Source organism: Streptococcus oralis (assembly GCF_026782235.1).
Classification (GTDB): Bacteria; Bacillota; Bacilli; order Lactobacillales; family Streptococcaceae; genus Streptococcus; species Streptococcus oralis_CC.
Map to the genome: position 1 here is coordinate 20,084 of NZ_JAKUWE010000002.1, position 18,716 is coordinate 38,799.

General features: G+C 36.9%; 14 protein-coding genes, 2 tRNA genes and 1 pseudogene. 12 read left to right on the plus strand and 5 right to left on the minus strand.

All coding sequences use genetic code 11. The features are described 5' to 3' along the window. Positions 1–18 precede the first annotated feature (18 nt). Together MK396_RS00560 and MK396_RS00565 are read left to right on the plus strand one after the other, a co-directional pair. Positions 19–90: transfer RNA gene (locus MK396_RS00560), tRNA-Glu, on the plus strand. A gap of 5 nt (positions 91–95) precedes the next feature. After that, positions 96–169 (plus strand) — tRNA-Asn (locus tag MK396_RS00565). 39 nt (positions 170–208) lie between these two features. Here the strand turns inward: MK396_RS00565 and MK396_RS00570 are convergent. After that, entirely contained in the window at positions 209–751 is a 543-nt protein-coding gene (locus MK396_RS00570; protein WP_000665084.1) for a TetR/AcrR family transcriptional regulator, read from the minus strand. Between the two features lie 129 nt (positions 752–880). On the opposite strand from MK396_RS00570, the gene MK396_RS00575 reads away from it, so the two are divergent. After that, the gene (locus MK396_RS00575) at positions 881–3,535 is read left to right on the plus strand and encodes a YhgE/Pip domain-containing protein (RefSeq protein ID WP_268723348.1); all 2,655 of its coding nucleotides are present in this window, start codon (positions 881–883) and stop codon (positions 3,533–3,535) included. Positions 3,536–3,556: 21 nt separating this feature from the next. On the opposite strand, the gene MK396_RS00580 is transcribed toward MK396_RS00575, so the two are convergent. Both MK396_RS00580 and MK396_RS00585 read right to left on the minus strand, forming a co-directional pair. Beyond that, entirely contained in the window at positions 3,557–6,109 is a 2,553-nt protein-coding gene (locus MK396_RS00580) for a YfhO family protein (protein WP_268723349.1), read from the minus strand. A gap of 61 nt (positions 6,110–6,170) precedes the next feature. Next, on the minus strand, positions 6,171–7,793 hold the full coding sequence (locus tag MK396_RS00585; RefSeq protein WP_268723350.1) for an ATP-binding cassette domain-containing protein: 1,623 nt from the start codon (positions 7,791–7,793) through the stop codon (positions 6,171–6,173). Between the two features lie 195 nt (positions 7,794–7,988). Here MK396_RS00585 and trpS point away from each other — a divergent pair, with 195 nt between their 5' ends. Both trpS and guaB read left to right on the plus strand, forming a co-directional pair. Then, positions 7,989–9,014: a tryptophan--tRNA ligase gene (trpS, locus tag MK396_RS00590; RefSeq protein ID WP_268723351.1), complete on the plus strand. Its 1,026-nt coding sequence runs from the start codon at positions 7,989–7,991 to the stop codon at positions 9,012–9,014. A 162-nt stretch (positions 9,015–9,176) separates the two neighbouring features. Further along, entirely contained in the window at positions 9,177–10,655 is a 1,479-nt protein-coding gene (gene guaB / locus MK396_RS00595; RefSeq protein WP_268723352.1) for an IMP dehydrogenase, read from the plus strand. Positions 10,656–10,710: 55 nt separating this feature from the next. Here the strand turns inward: guaB and recF are convergent, their stop codons facing one another. Continuing rightward, the gene (recF, locus tag MK396_RS00600) at positions 10,711–11,802 is read right to left on the minus strand and encodes a DNA replication/repair protein RecF (protein ID WP_268723353.1); all 1,092 of its coding nucleotides are present in this window, start codon (positions 11,800–11,802) and stop codon (positions 10,711–10,713) included. 2 nt (positions 11,803–11,804) lie between these two features. Then, the gene (gene yaaA / locus MK396_RS00605; RefSeq protein ID WP_268723354.1) at positions 11,805–12,173 is read right to left on the minus strand and encodes a S4 domain-containing protein YaaA; all 369 of its coding nucleotides are present in this window, start codon (positions 12,171–12,173) and stop codon (positions 11,805–11,807) included. 160 nt (positions 12,174–12,333) lie between these two features. Here yaaA and yfmF point away from each other — a divergent pair. The 7 genes and pseudogenes from yfmF to MK396_RS00640 all read left to right on the plus strand — a co-directional run bounded on the left by yfmF (position 12,334) and on the right by MK396_RS00640 (position 18,713). Then, positions 12,334–13,585 (plus strand): annotated as a pseudogene (gene yfmF, locus MK396_RS00610) (EF-P 5-aminopentanol modification-associated protein YfmF). Continuing rightward, positions 13,582–14,865, plus strand: a complete 1,284-nt coding sequence (gene yfmH, locus MK396_RS00615; protein WP_268723355.1) for an EF-P 5-aminopentanol modification-associated protein YfmH — start codon at positions 13,582–13,584, stop codon at positions 14,863–14,865. The pseudogene yfmF and the gene yfmH overlap by 4 nt, the downstream one beginning before the upstream one ends. A 35-nt stretch (positions 14,866–14,900) precedes the next feature. Next, positions 14,901–15,722 carry a cytoskeleton protein RodZ gene (gene rodZ / locus MK396_RS00620; RefSeq protein WP_268723356.1) on the plus strand — a complete coding sequence of 274 codons (822 nt, stop codon included), beginning with the start codon at positions 14,901–14,903 and terminating at the stop codon, positions 15,720–15,722. 10 nt (positions 15,723–15,732) lie between these two features. Next, positions 15,733–16,278 carry a CDP-diacylglycerol--glycerol-3-phosphate 3-phosphatidyltransferase gene (gene pgsA, locus MK396_RS00625; RefSeq protein WP_125840537.1) on the plus strand — a complete coding sequence of 182 codons (546 nt, stop codon included), beginning with the start codon at positions 15,733–15,735 and terminating at the stop codon, positions 16,276–16,278. Beyond that, entirely contained in the window at positions 16,275–17,102 is an 828-nt protein-coding gene (locus tag MK396_RS00630; protein WP_268723357.1) for an energy-coupling factor ABC transporter ATP-binding protein, read from the plus strand. Before pgsA ends, MK396_RS00630 begins: the two co-directional genes overlap by 4 nt. Further along, positions 17,087–17,926: an energy-coupling factor transporter ATPase gene (locus MK396_RS00635; RefSeq protein WP_268723358.1), complete on the plus strand. Its 840-nt coding sequence runs from the start codon at positions 17,087–17,089 to the stop codon at positions 17,924–17,926. Before MK396_RS00630 ends, MK396_RS00635 begins: the two co-directional genes overlap by 16 nt. After that, positions 17,919–18,713: an energy-coupling factor transporter transmembrane component T family protein gene (locus tag MK396_RS00640; RefSeq protein ID WP_268723359.1), complete on the plus strand. Its 795-nt coding sequence runs from the start codon at positions 17,919–17,921 to the stop codon at positions 18,711–18,713. Before MK396_RS00635 ends, MK396_RS00640 begins: the two co-directional genes overlap by 8 nt. Positions 18,714–18,716: the final 3 nt, after the last annotated feature.

An 18,716-nucleotide genomic window follows, 5' to 3' on the forward strand; every position in this document is an offset into this window, starting at 1 on the left:
TATCTGCTACAGATAGATGGTCCGTTGGTCAAGGGGTTAAGACACCGCCTTTTCACGGCGGTAACACGGGTTCGAATCCCGTACGGACTATTTTATCCGCCATAGCTCAGTTGGTAGTAGCGCATGACTGTTAATCATGATGTCGTAGGTTCGAGTCCTACTGGCGGAGTTAGATAAAAAGAACACCAGATGGTGTTCTTTTTTGTTCTTAGTTGGCATCACCTAGCATTTTCATAAGGAAGTCGGTCATTTCTTGCGGACTTTCTTTTTTTCCACGAGCAATCCAAGTTTGACAAACTCCAAATAGGGCATTTGTCAGATAAATGCTGCTATATTCTAATTCAATTGAATTTAGTTGTAGTTGCATAAAGCGCTTCTGAAGATCTGTGCTCAGCATGATATGAAGCTTATTTCTTAAGAAATTTTGGATTTCTTTGGTACCATTTTCAGATAAAAGAGCAGCTAATAATGGTTCAGATTCTAAATAGTCAAATACTTCTAAAATGGCATCTTTTTTATGATGAGCATGTTTTTGGAAGATATACTCAAATGTATGAAATAACTTACTTTGATAGTGTTCAATCATATCATACTTATCCTTGTAATGGGTATAGAAGCTAGAACGACTAATTCCAGCTTTTTCTGCTAATTTAATTGTAGTAATTTGATCGAAGGGGTGATCCATCAATAATTGAACCATGGCATTTTCAATATTTCTCTTTGTTTTTAATCGTTTGTTACTTTCTTTCATAGTTTCTCCTTTTGAACAATTTAGGCTATATGTCTAAAAAAATATTTTTTTATCTTGTAATTTAGATTTTTTAATGTATAATCTATTATATCAAAAATTTAGACAATATGTTTAAAAAAAGGAGGAAATATGTTTAAAGAATGGAAAGCAATTTTTAAAAAACCGACATTCATTATTGTAATGATAGGGATTTCTCTTATTCCAGCTTTATACAATATCATATTTTTATCGTCAATGTGGGATCCATATGGTCAAGTATCGGAGTTACCTGTAGCAGTTGTTAATAATGATAAGGAAGCTTCTTATAATGGAAATACAATGGCTATAGGAAAAGACATGGTGTCTAATTTAAAAGAAAATAAGACTTTGGATTTTCATTTTGTCAATGAAGAAGAGGGGAAAAAGGGGTTAGATGATGGCGAATACTATATGGTAGTGACTTTACCAAGTGATTTATCTGAAAAAGCTACTTCGATCCTAACAAATCACCCTGAACAGATGCAAATTGATTATCAAACTTCAAGCGGTCGTAGCTTTATTGCAAGTAAGATGAGTGATTCTGCAATGACACAATTAAAACAAACCGTCTCTACGAATGTAACTGAAACATACACCAAGGCACTATTTCAAAAAATGAGTGACTTGAAGTCTGGGATAAATAAAGCAGCTGATGGAAGTGAGAAACTGGCTAATGGAACTAATCAGTTAGCAAAAGGAAGTCAAACATTGACGACAAATCTCAATACTCTAGCTAACTCAAGTGTAACTTTTTCAAATGGAGCTAATCAATTTACAAAGGGATTGTCTGCCTATGTATCTGCCATAGAGCAATTACATCTTGGTTTAGGAACTTTTAATAGTGGTTTACAAAGTTATACAAATGCAGTTTCACATGTTGACACTGGACTTGGTCAATTGGCCTCAAGAACTCCTGAGTTGGTGACAGGTGTAAATCAGCTGAATACAGGTATAAAGACCTATACAGGTGGAGTTTCACAACTCAATTCAGGTCTCAGTCAATTTTCGGTTGGTGTCAATGCCTATACAAGCGGAGTTGACAAATTATCTGTTGGTACAAACCAACTATCAAGTCAATCAGATACATTGAGAGACGGTATTACTCAATTAAATAAAGGAATCAAAGAAATATCCACACAATTAAATACTTCATCTCAACAGAAAGAGGATATAACACAGTTAGCAAGCAGTTTAGATGAGTTGAATAAGGCTCTCCAATCAGTTACAGTTTCAGATAATACTGATCTTAAAAATACAATATCTAATGACTTAACAAATATAACGACTCTTGCTCAAACTATTGTGACTAATAGTCAAGCAGAGCAAGAGAAAACTCTTACAAATCTTCAAGCAACAGCAACTTATCAATCTCTCACTGAAACTCAGAAAAAAGAATTGACTGAAGCTGTTTCAAATAATTCTAATTCTACGATAGAGTCAGCAAAAGCAATTTTAACGACGGCAGGAGATTTAAAAGAAAATTTAGGAAGTATAAACCAACCAGTCTCTAATCTTTCTACTTTACAGACTAAAGCAAATCAACTTTTACCTATAGCGTCTAGTTCATTGACATCTATGTCAAGTGGATTTACACAGTTGCAAAATGCTGTAGATAATCAGTTAGTTCCCGGAAGTCAATCAATTGAAAATGGAGTTAATGCGTATACTAAAGGATTGGATACTATTTCTTTAGGTGTAAATCAACTAAGTGAAAAGAATACAACTTTAACAACAAGTTTGGATCAATTGGTTTCTGGCTCAACCAAGTTGACAGAAAACACATCAACCTTGACAGCTGGAGTAGATGCGTTAGCTGGAAAAACTCCAGAATTAGTATCAGGTATAGAAAGTTTGTCATCTGGTTCTGCTCAATTGAATAATAAGAGTCCAGAGCTAATAGCAGGTCTTACTAAATTACAATTTGGCTCTGGTCAATTAACAGATAAATCAACACAGTTACTTTTTGCAGCATCTCAACTAGGAAGTGGCGCTATGAAGATTGCAGATGGTGCTGGAAAACTAGCAGATGGTGGAACAACTTTAACCTCTAGTCTTGAAGATTTACAAACAGGAGTTGATTCATTAGGACAAGGATTAGGCAATGCTAATAATCAACTCAAATCAGCTTCAACAGAATCTAAAAATGCAGAAACATTATCTAAACCTCTAGTTCTCTCAAAAACAGATAACGACCAAGTTCCTGTAAATGGGATTGCCATGGCTCCTTATATGATATCAGTTGCTCTTTTTGTTGCTGCTATATCTACCAATATGATTTTTGCGAAGTTGCCTTCTGGACGTCATCCAGAGAGTCGTTGGGCTTGGTTGAAGTCTCGCTCTGAAATAAATGGGATTATAGCTGTCTTAGCAGGTGTTTTAGTTTATGGAGGTGTCCATCTTATTGGATTGACTGCGAACCATGAGATGAGGACCTTGATTCTAATTATAATCACAAGTTTAGCTTTCATGTCTATGGTGACAGCTTTAACAACTTGGAATAGCCGTATTGGAGCTTTCTTCTCTCTTATTTTACTTTTATTACAGTTAGCATCAAGTGCAGGGACCTATCCCCTTGCTTTGACAAATGATTTCTTCAAAGGTGTCAATCCTTGGTTACCAATGAGTTATTCTGTATCAGGCTTAAGACAAACAATCTCTATGACAGGAAATATTCATCATCAAGTGATTTTCCTTATTATAACTCTAGCTTTCTTTACTGCTTTAGGTATGCTAGCTTATCAACCTAAGAAAATGGAAGAAGATTAAAAAGATTGACCAATTCTTTGGTCAATCTTTTTCTCTCTTAGATAAATTTCGTCTGTGATTATAGATCCCAAAAAGAATAAGGGCAGTTAGTGAGCAGGCTGCTCCAATAACAAAACCATTGGGGATAAAGGAAAGTGTAATGGTGCCTTTTCCTTTTGGAACATCAACTTTCATAAAACCAGTCTGAGCCTGCTTGATTTCAAGTTTTTTCCCATCCTGGTATGCAGACCAACCTTTGTCATAAGGAATAGTGAAGAAAATAGAGGTATCTTCTTTTACTTCATATGTAGCAAAGACTTTATTTTTAGAGGTGGATACTTCTACAGGTTGTTCTTTAATTTTTTGGATTGCCTCAGTTAGGGCCTGAGTATCTAAACGATAGAAGGTTGGAGATTCAAATGACACCTGAGAATTTCCAGGGAAACTAACACTGATATTGAAAGTTTTTTGTTCTTCAGTATAACCCAAATTAAAGAAGTTAAAGGTATTGTCAGTTGTAAAAGTCTTCTTTTCTCCATTGACAAGGATGTCAACTTTCTTTTGTTTATCGTTTGTAAAATGAAGATTTGAAAAAGAGAGATAGACTTGGCTATTTTGAGGAACCTCAATTTGATAATCAATCTTTGCATCTTCATTCGCAGAACCTGTGATACTTGTTAAACCTTCAGAATTATCTGTTTTATCATATGCTATTTGGGAGAAGTGATCTAAGTTGAGATTAGCAAGCTGGTTTATAAATAAAGCCTGATTATCGAGAGTGTGATTATTAAAGTTTACATCTGTGTAAATAGATTGAGTGGCAAAGGCAATGGGTAAAGAGAGTTGATTTTTATATAAGGTTAAATGATCCTTTTGATAAATCTCTTGAAAGCCATACTTATCAAGTGAAGTTTCAGAAATATTGTACTGGATTCCAAATAAACTATCTGCTAAAAGACTGTTATTAGCATAACGGAGATTGAGGTTGGTTCCAGAGGATTTGAATCCAAGTTTGTCCAAACTAGTGCTAGCTGAACGATTTCGTACAGATGAGAATTGAGAGATTCCATTGTAGTTAAATTTCATACTGTCATTTCCAGTCTGAATTTGCAGTTTTTCAGTACGTGTAAATCGATTGTCAATTTGGTTTAGAATGGATTCCATAGCAGTGATATCTCTATTATAGGCGCTACGAGAAGCAAAGGCCCATTCTTTAGCTATTCCTTCCATTTGAGATGAAGCATTTAAGCTTATCTCAGCTATTATAAATAAAGACAAAAGAATTGCAAATAGATTTACAGAGATAAACTTTCTAATGACTGCAAGAAGTAAAAGAGCATAAACTAGAAGAAATTCAAGAGTGAGTAGGATATTCAAATCAGTTAAAAAAGAATAGTGTGATTTAAAATAGACAGTAGCCAAAAATCCTGTTAGTACCAGAAAAAGTGAGACAAATAGATTCCATAGCTTCAGTTCTTTCAGACGATTTAAGACTTCTGCTGCAGTATAAATTAATAGAGTGGAAAAAATCCAAGCATAGCGATGCAAAAACATATTTGGGGTATGCATCCCTTGCCAAAATAAATCGAGGGCTTCTATGTAAAAGCTTGTTATTAAAAAAGTAAAGAAAATTGCATAGGTAAGTTTCACGTGAAACTTAATGGATTTTATTGTGAAAAATAGAATGGTTAAAATAAAAGGAAGCAATCCAACAAAAATCATTGGTATAGATCCATACTTAGTTGTATCAAAAGATCCAATGAATTGTTTTGCGAAAATATCCAGATACCAGCTACTATCTGTTTTTAATTTTGTGATGGCAGTTAACTTCTCCCCATGAGTTTGTAAATCAAACAGTGTAGGAAGAGTCATAATCAAACTAGCCATTCCAGCTAAAAAGGAGGTAACAACAAAATCAAGAAAAGATGATTTTCGAGTTTTAAAGTCCCAAGAAATTTGGCAGAGATACCAGAAAATAAGAAACAATGCTGTCATATACCCAAAATAATAATTTTGAATAAATAAGGTTGACAAACTTGTAAAGTATAGTAGGCGCTTCTTTTGTGTTATAAGTAGGTGTAAACCAGTTATAATTAAAGGAATCAAGATAAAAATATCTAGCCAGGTTTTTATCTCTAACTGACTGACAGTGAAGCTCATTAAAGCATAGGAAGTAGATAAGGTAAGTTTTAAAAATTTTGGGATATCTTTAAATAATCTATTCAAACTAAAGAAGGTTGACAGACCAATCAACCCAAGTTTTAAGAGAGTGGTCAGATAGACAGCATCTGGCATATTTGACAGATTAAAAAAGTAAACCAGGGGTGAAAGAAAACTACCTAAGTAATAACTAGATAGAGCATAGAAATTCAGTCCAAGGCCACTTGTAAAGGTGTAAAACAAACTGCCATTTCCATGTAGAATATTTCGTAAAGCTACATCAAAAATAACGTATTGATGGAAACCGTCTCCTAATAGTGGAGATACATCGCTATTCCAGTAGATACCTTGAGTTAGGTATACTCCAGTCATAATTACTAAAGGAATGATGAAAGAAACAAAATAGGTCCAATATGTTTTAAAAAATGATTTCATGTTACCTTGTAGAATGATAGAAAACTCAGTTGGTTACCCCAACTGAGTTTTGAAGTCTTATTTAGTCTTTCCAAAGTTCTTTAACTTTTGCTTGTACTTCTGCATTTTCTAGGAATTCATCATATGTTTCATCGATACGATCGATGACGCCATTCTTAGACAAAACAATGATATGGTTTGCCAAAGTTTGAATGAACTCGTGATCATGACTAGCAAAGATGATTGATTCTTTAAAGTTTTTCAATCCATCGTTCAAGCTTGAGATAGATTCCAAGTCCAAGTGGTTTGTTGGATCATTAAGTACAAGGACATTTGATTTCAAGAGCATGAGTTTTGAAAGCATGACACGCACTTTTTCTCCCCCTGATAAGACGTTTACAGGTTTGTTAACCTCATCTCCAGAAAAGAGCATACGACCAAGGAAACCACGTAGGAAGGTATTGCCATCTTCTTCTTTACTTGCAAATTGACGCAACCAGTCAAGGATTGACTCTCCTCCTGCAAAATCAGCTGAGTTGTCTTTTGGCAAGTAAGAACGGCTAGTAGTAACTCCCCACTTGACAGTTCCTTCATAGTCGATGTCACCCATAATTGCACGAATTAATGCAGTCGTTTGGATGTCATTTTGTCCAATAAGAGCTGTCTTATCACCTGGACGCAAGATGAAACTAATATTGTCCAGGATAGTTTCACCATCAATCTTTACAGTTAGATTTTCTACTGTCAAGAGATCATTGCCAATCTCACGTTCTGCTTTAAAGTTGATAAATGGATATTTACGACTAGATGGCACAATCTCTTCTAGTTCAATCTTGTCAAGCATTTTTTTACGAGACGTTGCCTGTCTTGACTTAGAAGCGTTGGCAGAGAAGCGAGCAACGAATTCTTGCAATTGCTTAATTTTTTCTTCTGCCTTGGCATTACGGTCTGCTAGCAATTTAGCAGCGAGCTCAGAAGATTCTTTCCAGAAGTCATAGTTTCCGACATAGAGTTTGATTTTTCCAAAGTCAAGGTCGGCCATGTGAGTACATACTTTGTTGAGGAAGTGACGGTCATGGGATACAACGATGACAGTGTTATCAAAGTCAATCAAGAAGTCTTCTAGCCAAGTAATAGACTGGATATCCAAACCGTTGGTTGGCTCGTCCAAGAGAAGAACATCTGGTTTACCAAATAGGGCTTTAGCAAGGAGAACCTTCACTTTTTCACCATTGGCTAATTCGCTCATGTTTTGATAGTGCAATTCTTCTGGAATATTAAGATTTTGAAGTAGTTGAGACGCTTCACTCTCTGCCTCCCAACCTCCAAGTTCGGCAAATTCACCTTCAAGTTCAGCCGCACGAACACCATCTTCATCGGAAAAATCTTCCTTCATGTAAATGGCATCTTTTTCTTTCATGATGTTGTAAAGTTTTTCATTTCCCATAATGACGACATCAATAACTCGCTCGTCTTCATAGTCAAAATGATTTTGACGGAGAACAGAGAGACGTTCATCCGGACCAAGAGAGATGTGACCAGTTGTTGGCTCGATATCACCAGCTAAGATTTTTAAGAATGTAGACTTCCCAGCACCATTAGCACCAATTAATCCGTATGTATTTCCTTCTGTAAATTTGATATTGACATCATCAAAAAGTTTGCGATCACTAAAACGTAGTGAAACATCAGATACTGTAAGCAATGTTTTTCTCCTATAATATGTAATACATTTATTCTACTAGAAAAGAGAGAAATATTCAAATTTTTGTTTGTCAATTTTATGTCAATTAAGTTTACAGTTTTGTTTACAATGAGTTAGTTGTTTGATTTAAATAATTTTCTGTTATTTTAACAAAAAAATGCTATAATTGAAGAGACCATTTCGAAGGAGAAAAAAATGACGAAACCCATTATTTTAACAGGAGATCGCCCAACAGGAAAACTGCATATTGGACATTATGTTGGGAGTCTAAAAAATAGAGTATTACTGCAGGAAGAAGACAAGTATGAGATGTTTGTTTTTTTGGCGGACCAACAAGCATTGACAGATCACGCCAAAGATCCTCAAACCATTGTAGAATCTATTGGAAATGTGGCTTTGGATTACCTAGCAGTTGGATTGGATCCTAGTAAATCAACTATCTTTATTCAAAGTCAGATTCCAGAGTTGGCTGAGCTGTCTATGTACTATATGAATTTGGTGTCACTAGCTCGTTTGGAGCGTAATCCGACAGTAAAAACAGAGATTGCTCAAAAAGGATTTGGGGAAAGTATTCCGACAGGTTTTTTGGTTTATCCAATCGCTCAGGCAGCAGATATCACAGCCTTTAAGGCTAATTATGTTCCTGTAGGAACAGACCAAAAACCAATGATTGAACAAACTCGTGAGATTGTTCGTTCCTTTAATCATGCTTATAACTGTGATGTTTTGATGGAACCAGAAGGTATTTACCCAGAAAATGAAAGAGCAGGTCGTCTACCTGGTCTAGATGGAAGTGCTAAAATGTCTAAATCCCTCAATAATGGTATTTATCTAGCTGATGATGCTGATACTTTGCGTAAAAAAGTCATGAGTATGTATACAGACCCAGATCATATTCGTGTTGAGGATCCAGGTAAGATTGAAGGAAACATGGTTTTTCATTATCTAGATGTGTTTGGTCGTCCTGAAGATGCTCAAGAAATTGCAGAGATGAAAGAACACTATCAACGTGGTGGTCTTGGTGATGTGAAGACGAAACGCTATCTACTCGAAATACTTGAACGCGAACTTGGTCCTATTCGTGAGCGCCGTATCGAATTTGCTCATGATATGGGAGAAGTGTACAATATGCTTCAAAAAGGTAGTGAGAAAGCGCGTGAGGTTGCGGGGCAAACTTTATCTGAAGTTAAGAAAGCAATGGGACTAAATTATTTTAAATAATAGGTAAAATATGAATCGTAAAACTATCTCTTCCATAGGTTCACAGGGATAGTTTTTTTATGATTTCTACCATAAATATAATTGACAAATTTTCATAGAATGGTATGATAGATACAATACAAAAAGAGTCAAGCTCAAAAAGAAAGAAAAGAGGAAACTTCAATGTCTAATTGGGATACTAAATTTTTAAAAAAAGGTTTTACCTTTGATGATGTATTGCTCATTCCAGCAGAAAGTCATGTGTTGCCTAATGATGCAGATTTAACAACAAAATTGGCAGATAATCTGACTTTAAATATCCCAATTATAACAGCCGCAATGGATACAGTCACAGAAAGTCAAATGGCTATTGCTATTGCTCGTGCGGGTGGTCTTGGAGTAATCCATAAAAATATGTCTATTGCGCAACAGGCGGATGAAGTTCGCAAGGTAAAACGTTCTGAAAATGGTGTTATTATTGATCCATTCTTCTTGACTCCAGAACATACCATTGCTGAGGCAGACGAACTGATGGGACGTTACCGTATCAGTGGTGTTCCAGTTGTAGAAACACTTGAAAATCGTAAATTGGTTGGTATTCTAACAAACCGAGATCTTCGCTTTATTTCAGATTACAATCAACCAATCTCAAACCATATGACCAGTGAAAATCTTGTCACTGCCCCTGTTGGTACAGATCTTGCAACAGCTGAACATATTCTTCAAGAACACCGTATTGAAAAACTTCCTTTGGTTGACGAAGAAGGCCGTCTTTCTGGCTTGATTACTATTAAGGATATTGAAAAAGTTATTGAGTTTCCAAATGCTGCCAAAGATGAATTTGGTCGTCTTCTAGTTGCTGGTGCGGTGGGTGTCACTTCAGATACATTTGAACGTGCAGAGGCTCTCTTTGAAGCAGGGGCTGACGCAATTGTTATTGATACTGCACATGGTCACTCTGCTGGGGTTATACGTAAAATTGCTGAAATTCGTGCTCACTTTCCAGATCGCACTTTGATTGCTGGTAATATTGCAACTGCAGAAGGTGCGCGTGCTCTTTATGATGCGGGTGTGGATGTTGTCAAAGTTGGGATTGGACCAGGTTCTATCTGTACTACTCGTGTGATTGCAGGTGTGGGTGTCCCACAAGTGACAGCAATTTATGATGCGGCAGCAGTTGCGCGCGAATATGGAAAAACGATTATTGCTGATGGTGGAATCAAGTATTCTGGAGATATTGTAAAGGCCCTTGCTGCAGGTGGAAATGCAGTTATGCTTGGTTCAATGTTTGCTGGAACAGATGAAGCACCAGGTGAAACTGAAATTTTCCAAGGACGTAAGTTTAAGACTTACCGTGGTATGGGATCAATCGCTGCAATGAAGAAAGGTTCAAGCGACCGTTACTTCCAAGGTTCTGTCAATGAAGCAAACAAGCTCGTTCCAGAAGGAATTGAAGGCCGTGTTGCCTATAAAGGCGCAGCAGCTGATATTGTCTTCCAAATGCTTGGTGGTATTCGCTCTGGTATGGGTTACTGTGGTGCAGCTAACCTTAAAGAATTGCACGACAACGCTCAATTTATTGAAATGTCTGGGGCTGGTCTAAAAGAAAGCCATCCTCATGATGTACAAATTACTAATGAAGCACCAAACTATTCTATGTAAACAAAAAAGAACTCCTGAAAATTAGGGGTTCTTTTTTGTTTACAACAGTGTCAATTTAATTTACAGATATCTGACCGTTTTGAATATTGAAAATACTAAGGTTTTCTGGCAAGTTTTGTAAGTGATCCAAACTTGTTGTTGTGATAAAGGTTTGGATAGATTGGGAAATGGTTTCTAGTAATTTTAGTTGCCGGGTGTTATCAAGTTCGCTCATAACATCATCAAGCAAGAGTATCGGAGACTCGTTGGTAATACTTTCCATTAATTCGATCTCTGCTAGTTTGATAGAGAGAACAAGACTGCGATGTTGACCTTGGCTTCCAAAACTAGCGTCCATACCATTGATATAGAAAGTAATGTCATCTCGATGAGGTCCGACACCAGTATTCTTTTTGAACAAATCTCTTGATCTGCTTTTCTCCAAAGCCATTTTAAAAGAACTTGTTAGCTGTTCTTCATCAGTAAAGTTGACAGATGATTGATAAAATATTGACAACTCTTCTAATTGATTTGAAATTTCTAAGTGTTTTTTTTGACCAAGTTTCTCTAACTCTTTAATGAATTTTATCCGATGCTTTATGACGCGACAACCGTATTCTACTAACTGATCATCTAAGACTGACAGAAATGTTTCGTCAATCTTCTGGCTGGATTTTAGGTAAGTATTTCTTTGCTTGAGTATATGGTTATAGTTTGATAAGTCTGACAAGTAGATTGGTTTAATTTGTCCCAGTTCAATGTCTATAAATTTTCGACGAACAGAGGGCGCCCCTTTAATTAACTGGAGATCTTCAGGTGCAAAGAGGACCACATTCATATGTCCGATGTAGTCTGATAGGCGAGCTTGCTTTAAGTGATTGACTTTAGTCACACGCCCTTTTGTCGTTAAATCAATTTCTAGAGGGATGGAACCTGTTTTTTTCTGTAGCAAGCCAGAAAGATGGAGTTGCTCGTCATCAAAATGAATGAGATTTTTATCTGTACGAGTCCGATGACTACGTGTCAAGGCCAAGAAATAGATTGCTTCTAGAATATTGGTTTTTCCTTGTGCATTTTGACCTAGAAAGACGTTTAATTTTGGATTGAAATCAATTTTTGCTTCTTTATAGTTTCGAAAGGTTTTAATTGTTAAATGTTGGAGCCACATGGTTATCTTCCTGGAAAACGTGGAACTTGTTTGGTTTTAGGTGATGAAGAAGTTTTTTGTTTTTCTTTCTTGACACCTTTATTCATTTCTTTGACAAGTTTAGCAATTCGCTCTTTCTCAATCTTATCTGCTTGATATTCTTCTTGCTCTTTTAAACTTGGTTTTGTCAAGGTGATGTCAATCTTTAAATCAGGAATGTCAATTGTATCTCCAATACGGATTTTTTTCCCACGTCTACTTTCTAACTCACCATTAAAGTAAACTTGATGCTCTATTAAAAAGGCTTTGATAGCACCACCACTTTGTATAATTCCAAGCTCTTTTAGGAGGGCTTGGAGCGTGATAAATTCTTCAAATAATTTGTATTCCATAATTCACCTCAATCTTTGGTATTATACCATATTTTCATCGAAATAGCTGAAGGAAAGTTAGTTGAAATGAAAACGGTTTTACTCTTTAAAGCTATAAAGAGAACAAGAAAAATTTTGATTTTCGTGGTATAATAGAACTCTATATGTAAGGAGGTAAGGTATGGAATTAGTGCCTGGAATTTCAGCACATTTTGTTCAATCCAAAAAGTTTAAAACAAATAAAATCACTATTCGTTTTACTGCTCCCTTATCTCTTGAGACAATAGCAGGACGCATGTTAAGTGCAAGTATGTTGGAGACGGCAAATCAAGTTTACCTAACATCACAAGCATTTCGCAGATACTTGGCAAGTTTATATGGAACAGATATTTCTACAGGTGCTTATCGTAGGGGACAGGCACATATTCTTGATCTAATATTTACCTATGTGAGGGATGATTTTTTAAGTAAAAAGAATGTCTTGACTTCTCAAATTTTGGAATTGGTGAAACAGACTTTATTTGCCCCCTTAGTTCAAGATGGTGCTTTTGAGCCAGCCTTATTTGAAATTGAAAAAAAAACAATTATTGGCTAGTTTAGCTACTGATATGGATGATTCATTTTATTTTGCTCATAAGGAGTTGGATAGCTTGTTCTTCCATGATGAGCGTCTTCAATTGAGATACAGTGATTTACGAAATAGCATTTCAAATGAGTCTCCAAAAAGTAGCTACACTTGCTTGCAAGATGCTCTGAAAAATGATCGTATTGATTTCTTTTTCTTAGGTGACTTTAATGAAGTAGAAATTACAGAATCGCTGAAGTCATTCCCCTTCACAGCTAGAAAGAGCGATGTTACTATCCAGTACCATCAGTCTTATTCGAATGTTCTACAAGAAGGAATGGTTCAGAAAAATGTTGGACAATCTATTTTGGAAATGGGCTATCATTCTCCTGTAAAATATGGCGATGATGAGCATTTGCCCATGCTTGTCATGAATGGTCTGTTGGGTGAATTTGCACATTCGAAACTCTTTACAAATGTTCGTGAAAATGCTGGAATAGCCTATACAGTCTCGAGTCAATTAGATTTGTTTAGTGGTCTGTTAAGGATGTATGCGGGTATTGATAGAGAAAATCGAAATCAGGCTAGAAAAATGATGAATCATCAATTGCTAGATCTGAAAAAGGGTAACTTTACAGATTTTGAACTTGAACAAACAAAGGAGATGATTCGACGATCTTTGTTGATGGCTCAAGATAATCAACAGACCCTGGTTGAAAGAGCCTATTTGAATGCTCTATTGGGGAAATCAAGCTTTGATATTGATCGATTGGTGGCAAAATTAGAGAGTGTTGATAAAGAAACTGTATGTAAAGCTGCCAACAGTTTGAAGTTACAAGCGATTTACTTTATGGAAGGAGTAGAATGACAAAGGTTACTTTTGAAGAAAAATACTATCCTGCTGTAAAGGAAACAGTCTACAAAACACAATTGTCAAATGGATTGACAGTTTCTTTACTCCCTAAACAAGATTTCAATGAGGTTTATGGGATTGTAACGGTTCAATTTGGTTCCGTAGATGCGACTTATACAAGTTTAGACAAAGGTTTACGTCATCATCCAGCAGGAATTGCACATTTTCTTGAACATAAATTGTTTGAAAGAGAAAATTCTGAGGATATGATGGCAGCTTTTACTCGATTAGGTGCAGACAGTAATGCCTTTACAAGTTTTACTAAGACCAGCTATCTTTTTTCAACAATTGACCATCTATTAGAGAATTTAGATATGCTAAATGAGTTAGTCGGAGATGTTCATTTTATAGAAGAGTCTGTTTTGAGAGAACAGGATATTATTCAGCAAGAACGAGAAATGTATCAAGACGATCCAGACTCACGCTTGTTTTTTGCAACATTAGCCAACCTTTATCCTGATACTCCTCTAGCAACAGATATTGTTGGAAGTGAAAAATCAATTTCTGAGATTCAGGTTTCAAATTTAAAAGAGAACTTTACAGAGTTTTACAAACCTGTCAACATGTCATTGTTTTTAGTTGGAAATATTGATGTAAAAGTTGTAGAGAAATACTTTTCGAAAAAGGAAAAGAAGACTTTAGAACAGTTTACAGTTACAAAAGAGAAACTACCCTTGCAGCCTGTGAAGCAAACAGATAGCCTTCGGATGGAAGTTTCTTCACCCAAACTTGCTGTTGCTATTAGAGGAACTGGTCAAATAACGGAAGAGGAGTCTTATCGTTACAATATTTTATTGAAATTGCTATTTACGATGATGTTTGGTTGGACTTCTGACCGTTTTCAAAGGTTGTATGAGACAGGGAAGTTAGATGCGTCATTGTCACTAGAGGTTGAGGTAAATAGTCGCTTTCATTTTGTGATATTGACGATGGATACCAAGGAACCTGTTTCTTTGTCGCACCAATTTCGGAAAGCGATTCGTCAGTTTAGTAGTGATGCAGATATTACTGAGGAGCATCTCGATCTTGTTAAGAGTGAGATGTTTGGAGAATTTTTCAGTAGTATGAACTCCTTGGAATTTATTGCAACTCAATACGATCCTATGGATCGCGGAGAAACAATTTTTGATTTTCCGAAAATTTTACAGGAAATTACTTTGGAGGATGTTCTAGAAGCTGGACATCGTTTGATTGATAATGGTGATCTAGTTGATTTTACAATCTTTCCAGCTTAAAAGATGACTAATACTAGAAAGAAGGAATGGTACGTATGAGAAAAAAAACAATTGGCGAGGTTCTACGTTTAGCCAGAATTAACCAGGGATTGAGTTTAGAAGAATTGCAGGAAAAAACTGAAATTCAGTTGCATTTTCTAGAAGCCATGGAGGCAGATGATTTCGATTTACTTCCTAGCACCTTCTACGCTCGTTCTTTTTTAAGAAAATATGCCTGGGCAGTAGAGTTGGATGAAAGAATTGTTTTGGATGCCTATGATTCAGGTAGTATGATCACTTATGAAGAGGTAGATGTCGATGAAGAAGACTTGTCTGGTCGCAGACGATCAAATAAGAAAAAAACGTCTTATCTCCCCTTGTTTTATTTCGTTCTATTTGCTTTGTCGATTTTAATTTTTGTGACTTACTATGTTTGGAACTACATCCAAACTCAGCCAAGTTCTTCTTCAGCTATTTATAGTGTTGTGAGCTCAACTAGTTCCACAACCTCATCTAGTTCATCTTCTAGTAGTCAGACGTCTAGCTCATCTTCTACTACGGAATCAACTATTACAGTGTCAGGCGAAGGAAACCGCATTGAAGCTCGGTATAAAACGAGTAAGGAAACAGCTACTGTTCAGCTGGCAGTTTCAGATACGACTAGCTGGGTTAGTGTTTCGGGAAGTGAGTTGGAAGGTGGTGTGACACTATCCGCAGACAATAAGAATGCAAAAACAACAGTTTCAACGAAAGATTCTGTAACTATTACTTTGGGTGTGGTAAAGGGAGTTACTGTGACTGTGGACAATCAAACGATTGATACTTCGAAGCTGACAACTCAGACTGGAACTGTAACACTTACATTTACTACAGATTAAGGAAAAAGCAATGAAAAAAGAACAAATTCCTAATGTATTAACAATTGGTAGAATTCTCTTTATACCTCTCTTTATTCTTATTTTGACTTTGGACCATTCACAAGGTGGCCACCTGCTGGCAGCGATTATCTTTTCAGTTGCTAGTATAACGGATTATCTCGATGGTTACCTTGCTCGTAAATGGAATGTGGTTAGCAACTTTGGAAAGTTTGCAGATCCAATGGCGGATAAGTTGTTGGTTATGTCAGCTTTTATCATGTTGATTGAGTTAGGTATGGCTCCAGCTTGGGTTGTTGCTATTATCATCTGTCGTGAACTTGCAGTGACAGGCTTGCGTTTGTTGCTTGTTGAGACGGGAGGGACAGTTCTAGCAGCAGCGATGCCTGGGAAAATCAAGACCTTTAGTCAAATGTTTGCCATTATCTTTTTGCTCTTACATTGGAATTTAATTGGGCAACTGTTGCTTTATATCGCTTTGTTTTTCACTATCTACTCTGGTTATGATTATTTCAAGGGTAGCGCTCATGTATTCAAAGGGACATTTGGTTCGAAATGAAATCGATTATTGAAGTAAAAGATCTGTCTTTTCGATACAAAGAAGATCAGGATCATTATGATGTTAATAATGTCTCGTTTCACGTGAAACGGGGGGAATGGCTTTCGATTGTAGGTCATAATGGGAGTGGAAAATCGACAACTATCCGTTTGATTGATGGCTTGCTTGAAGCAGAGTCTGGGGAAATCTGGATAGATGGGCAATTGCTGTCCTCTGAGAATGTTTGGGACTTACGCCGTCAAATTGGTATGGTTTTTCAAAATCCAGATAACCAATTTGTGGGGGCAACTGTTGAAGATGATGTCGCCTTTGGCTTAGAAAATCAGGGACTTCCTCGAGAAGAAATGAAGAAGAGAGTGGCTGATTCTTTGGAGTTGGTAGGGATGCTGGACTTTAAGAAGAGAGAACCAGCTCGTTTATCTGGTGGACAAAAACAGCGGGTGGCCATTGCAGGAGTTATTGCCTTGAGGCCAGCTATTCTAATTCTGGATGAGGCTACAAGTATGTTGGATCCTGAGGGACGACGAGAACTGATTCAGACAGTTCAAGAGATTCGAAAAGACCATCAGATGACAGTCGTCTCCATTACACATGACTTAGAAGAAGTTGCGATGAGTGACCGTGTCTTGGTCATGAAAAAAGGCCAAGTGGAGTCAACCAGCAGCTCAAGAGAACTTTTTTCTCGGGCTGACCTTGACCAGATAGGGTTAGATGAGCCTTTTGCTAATCAATTGAAAGAATCTTTGAGAGAGACTGGTTATCAGTTGCCGGATGGTTATTTGACAGAAGGAGAGCTAGAGGACAAGCTATGGGAATTACTCTAGAAAATGTGAGCTTTACCTATCAAGAGGGGACTCCCCTATCTTCATCAGCCTTGACTGATGTTTCTTTGACGATTGAGGACGGTTCCTATACAGCTTTAGTAGGGCACACAGGTAGTGGGAAATCAACGATTTTACAGCTTTTAAATGGCCTATTGGTACCAAGTAAGGGTTCTGTTCGAGTTTTCGATACCGTCATTACCCCTACATCAACCAATAAAGAAATTCGTCAGATTCGAAAGCAGGTTGGTCTAGTGTTTCAATTTGCTGAAAACCAGATTTTCGAAGAGACTGTTTTGAAAGATGTTGCATTTGGACCGCAAAATTTTGGAGTTTCTGAGGAAGATGCCAAGAAAATTGCGCGTGAAAAGTTAGCCTTGGTAGGTATCGATGAGTCACTCTTTGAGCGCAGTCCTTTTGAACTTTCGGGTGGCCAAATGAGACGTGTAGCTATAGCAGGTATGCTGGCCATGGAGCCAACTGTCTTGGTTTTGGATGAGCCGACAGCAGGGCTAGATCCTTTGGGTAGAAAAGAATTGATGACCTTGTTTAAAGAACTCCACCTTTCTGGAATGACAATCGTCTTGGTAACGCATTTGATGGATGATGTAGCTGCATATGCTGATCAGGTCTATGTTATGGAAAAGGGGCGTTTGGTCAAAAGTGGCAAACCGTGCGAAGTTTTCCAAGATGTAGCCTCTATGGAAAAAGTACAGTTAGGTGTGCCTAAAATCACAGCCTTTTGTAAACGTTTGGCAGATAGGGGTGTAGCTTTTAAAAAACTGCCAATCAAGATAGAGGAGTTTAAGGAGTCGCTAAATGGATAGTATGATTTTAGGACGTTATATACCAGGAGATTCCATCATTCATCGCTTGGATCCCCGTAGTAAATTGCTCGCTATGATTCTGCTGATTTTGATTGTATTTTGGGCCAATAATCCTCTCACCAATCTCATTTTGTTTATAGCGACAGGTATATTTATCGCATTATCGGGCGTTTCTCTCTCATTTTTCGTTCAGGGATTAAAATCCATGTTCTTCCTGATTGCTTTTACGACTCTTTTTCAGCTCTTTTTCATTTCAAGTGGAAATGTTCTATTTGAGTTTTCTTTTATAAGAATAACGGATTATGCTTTGCAACAAGCGGGAATCATTTTCTGTCGTTTTGTGTTAATTATTTTCTTTTCAACCTTGCTAACCTTAACGACCATGCCTTTGAGTCTGGCAGCTGCAGTTGAAGCTCTTTTAGCACCGCTGAAACGCGTGAAAGTTCCCGTTCATGAAATTGGTCTGATGTTATCAATGAGTTTGCGTTTTGTTCCAACTTTGATGGATGATACGACGAGAATTATGAATGCTCAAAAAGCTCGTGGAGTTGACTTTGGTGAGGGAAGCATCGTTCAAAAAGTAAAGGCTATGATTCCAATTTTAATTCCTCTTTTTGCGACGAGCTTAAAGCGTGCAGATTCATTGGCAATAGCCATGGAAGCGCGTGGTTATCAGGGAGGAAAGGGTAGAAGTCAGTATAGACAGTTGAGATGGTGTCAAAAGGATACACTGGCAATTCTTGTGATTTTGGTACTGGGATGTTTCTTATTTTTCTTAAAATCTTAGCAG

What these genes read in the sequence shown, in the direction of transcription:
- MK396_RS00640 (WP_268723359.1), top strand. Translation starts at nt 17,919, where the DNA reads ATGGATAGTATGATTTTAGGACGTTATATACCAGGAGATTCCATCATT.
- yaaA (WP_268723354.1), bottom strand. Translation starts at nt 12,173, where the DNA reads ATGGAATACAAATTATTTGAAGAATTTATCACGCTCCAAGCCCTCCTA.
- MK396_RS00580 (WP_268723349.1), bottom strand. Translation starts at nt 6,109, where the DNA reads ATGAAATCATTTTTTAAAACATATTGGACCTATTTTGTTTCTTTCATC.
- recF (WP_268723353.1), bottom strand. Translation starts at nt 11,802, where the DNA reads ATGTGGCTCCAACATTTAACAATTAAAACCTTTCGAAACTATAAAGAA.
- rodZ (WP_268723356.1), top strand. Translation starts at nt 14,901, where the DNA reads ATGAGAAAAAAAACAATTGGCGAGGTTCTACGTTTAGCCAGAATTAAC.
- trpS (WP_268723351.1), top strand. Translation starts at nt 7,989, where the DNA reads ATGACGAAACCCATTATTTTAACAGGAGATCGCCCAACAGGAAAACTG.
- MK396_RS00575 (WP_268723348.1), top strand. Translation starts at nt 881, where the DNA reads ATGTTTAAAGAATGGAAAGCAATTTTTAAAAAACCGACATTCATTATT.
- guaB (WP_268723352.1), top strand. Translation starts at nt 9,177, where the DNA reads ATGTCTAATTGGGATACTAAATTTTTAAAAAAAGGTTTTACCTTTGAT.
- MK396_RS00630 (WP_268723357.1), top strand. Translation starts at nt 16,275, where the DNA reads ATGAAATCGATTATTGAAGTAAAAGATCTGTCTTTTCGATACAAAGAA.
- yfmH (WP_268723355.1), top strand. Translation starts at nt 13,582, where the DNA reads ATGACAAAGGTTACTTTTGAAGAAAAATACTATCCTGCTGTAAAGGAA.
- pgsA (WP_125840537.1), top strand. Translation starts at nt 15,733, where the DNA reads ATGAAAAAAGAACAAATTCCTAATGTATTAACAATTGGTAGAATTCTC.
- MK396_RS00635 (WP_268723358.1), top strand. Translation starts at nt 17,087, where the DNA reads ATGGGAATTACTCTAGAAAATGTGAGCTTTACCTATCAAGAGGGGACT.
- MK396_RS00570 (WP_000665084.1), bottom strand. Translation starts at nt 751, where the DNA reads ATGAAAGAAAGTAACAAACGATTAAAAACAAAGAGAAATATTGAAAAT.